This is a genomic window from Hyphomonas chukchiensis, assembly GCF_000682695.1.
Lineage (GTDB): Bacteria > Pseudomonadota > Alphaproteobacteria > Caulobacterales > Hyphomonadaceae > Hyphomonas > Hyphomonas chukchiensis.
Map to the genome: position 1 here is coordinate 1 of NZ_AWFG01000061.1, position 2,785 is coordinate 2,785.

The 2,785-nt window shown below is 61.8% G+C and carries 2 protein-coding genes; both read left to right on the plus strand.

The window, feature by feature from the left end; translation table 11 throughout:
* The first annotated feature begins 208 nt into the window (after positions 1-208).
* Positions 209-2,188, plus strand: a complete 1,980-nt coding sequence (locus HY30_RS15390; protein ID WP_051615562.1) for a ParB/RepB/Spo0J family partition protein — start codon at positions 209-211, stop codon at positions 2,186-2,188.
* A gap of 453 nt (positions 2,189-2,641) precedes the next feature.
* Positions 2,642-2,785 (plus strand): DUF736 family protein (locus tag HY30_RS20605; protein ID WP_155839371.1); only part of this gene is annotated, 144 nt, incomplete at its 3' end.

Sequence of the window (2,785 nt, forward strand, 5' to 3'; positions counted from 1 at the left end):
CTATGGACGCGACATAAGCCAGCATCTGGGGTATAGAGGCCAACGATCCGAGGTCGGAGAACGCCTACCTGACTGAAGTCGCATGCGAACTGCTCCCCGAAGCCTTGCAAGCCGGGCACAGAGCCTTAGCGCGTTTGATGGCGTCCGCACCTGCACGGGTCGCGCAGGCATGAGCGCGCTGGATGACCTATTAGGGCCACGTCCGCACATGACCCTCGTCATAGAGGAGTCCCGCGTCGTCGAAATCTGGGTCGATGGCCGCGCGCCGCTGATTGGCCTGCATGACTATGACTGGGGCGAGACCGATCCGGACGCAAACCGCGACGCGGAAGGCCTCCCCTTCAGCCCGATCAACTGGAAAGGCCCGGCATGGGCGCTTGGCCTTTCACTTTACCCGCCAGAACAGGAGGACAATCCCATGGCACAACCCGCACTGAAAACACTTCCCCTTGAGCAACTCCATATCAGCAAGCTCAACATGCGGCACAACCGCAAGGCGCCTGATGTCTCCGACATCTTGCCCTCCATCCGGGAGAAAGGAATCCGCCAGACACTTCTGGTGCGCCCCGAAGGTGATGGCTATGGCGTCGTCGCGGGACGGCGGCGCTTCCATGCCTTGCAGGTCATTGCCGCTGAGACCGGCAAGTCAATCGCCGTCCCGTGCGCAATCATGGAAGCGGATGACGACGCCGCAGCGGTGGAGGCCTCGCTCATCGAAAATGTCGCCCGCCTGCCCGCCACGGAAATGGAGCAATACAATGCGTTCGGAAAGCTGGCGCATGCAGGCCGGACGGTGGAAGAGATTGCCGGACATTTCGGGGTCACGGACCTGAAAGTCCGGCGTATCCTCGCCCTCGCCAATCTCTCCAGCCCGATCCGTGCGCTTTACGCCAAAGACGAAATCGACCCGGAGACAATCCGCGCGCTCACACTTGCTACGAAGGACCAGCAGGCAGACTGGCTGGCCCTGTTTCGAAGTGAAACAGAGCGCGCGCCCATGGGCCGCGCCTGCAAGGCATGGATCACGGGCGGGGCCACCATCACGACCGACAAGGCGCTGTTTGATCTGGCGATCTATGAAGGCAAAGTGGCAGCTGACCTCTTCGGTGAGACAGGTGTCTTCGCAGAGGCCGACACGTTTTGGAAAGCCCAATCGGCAGCGCTTGCGGCCAAGGTCGAGACCTACATTGACGCCGGGTGGCGCAATGTAGAGGTTCTCGAACGCGGGAAATATTTTGCCAGTTGGGAGTATTTGAAGCGCCCCCGGACGAAGGGCGGCAGCGTGATTGTCGAAGTCCGCGATGATGGCACTGTGACCTTCCATGAGGGCTACATTACGCAGGCCGAAGCCCGGAAACTGGAGAAGCGCGCAAGGCCGGACGGTGATGCGGAAGCAGCCGACACCAAGCCCGAAATGTCCGGGCCGCTCGCACAATACATTGCCCTCCACCGCCATGGCGCAGCGCGTACAACCTTGCTTGGACACCCTGGAATCGCCCTCCGGCTGATGGTGGCGCATGCCATGGTCGGGTCCGCTCTTTGGACTGTCAGGCGGCACGACTTCCTCGCCCGGAAGGAGGACATACAGGCCAGCGTGGAGGCATCACGCGCCGCCGCAGAAATGCGGGCCGCCGGGGACCATGTCCGCAGCCTGTTTGACGCCCATGGGGTCGCATCCCTGCGCGCAAACGGGGACGCCTATCACCTCAGCGAGGTCTTTGCGGCGCTGCTCGAAATGAACGATGCGGAAACCCTGACCGTGCTGGCTTTTGTGATGGCGGATACGCTGGAAGCGGGCGGCCCGGTTGTGGAAGCCGTCGCTGTCGCCACCGAAACCGACATGGCCGCTTACTGGAAGCCGGAGCGTGTCTTCCTTGATCTCGTTCGGGACAAGCGCGCCATTAACGCCATGGTGGCAGACATTGCGTCTCCATCGACGGCGAAAGCAGCGCTCACAGACACGGGCAAAGCCCAGAAGGAACTGGTCTGGAACCGGATCACTGGCGAAGAGTGTGAGGCCAATCCGGGCTGGCGTCCGGGATGGATGCAGGTGCCGCCTACGCGCCTTGTTACAAACGCAGGGTCGCCGCCAGCAGATGCATGGGTCCGGATCGCCAGCCTGTTTACCTCTGGCGAGGACGAAGCTTCTCCCGAAGACCAGTCTGTCGCAGAGCAGGACGCCGCCTGACATGTTGCAGTCTCCTTGTCCGTGGAAGCGAAAGCCGTTCGGCAGCATGCCGGGCGGCATTTCCACATGCTTCTACCGGATGAGTGTGTACTCCTGCGGTTCAGATCAAGACAGATGCGCCTCCGAAAAATCGCCCGTCTGTGGGTTTCTTTTTGCCTCCGAGTGCGATTGCCAAAGCGGTCTGTTCCGCTCTCCGCTTGCCCCGAAAGACCCCTTGTTCCCGTCTATTGCCGTGTGACCTGGACGACACGAAACGGCCCTGAAACCGGACAGTCCCACGAATTTCCCCGCCGCTTTGCGGCTCCTCGCGAGACAAATTCATGCGCCTGTCCGGTGCTCCGCTTTGCTGCGCCCTTGCAGGTTCAGGCCCGCCCCGCGCCGTCCGGGCGGTCCGGCGTCGACGGGGACAAGGTGTCCCTCGAAGACAGCCACGGAAACGAAAAGGAGACCCCCATGGCAAACGCACTCGGATATGTCAGCGAAACCAAAACCGGCTTCGAAGGCGCCCTCGCAATGATGAACCTCTCAGCCGCCATCCGCATCGAAAAGAACGCGGACAAAGCTGAAGAGGCCCAGCCGGACTACCGCATCTTCGCC

Bases quoted from the DNA above. Each gene is read 5' to 3' on its own strand.
- HY30_RS15390 (WP_051615562.1), top strand. From the start codon at position 209: ATGACCCTCGTCATAGAGGAGTCCCGCGTCGTCGAAATCTGGGTCGAT.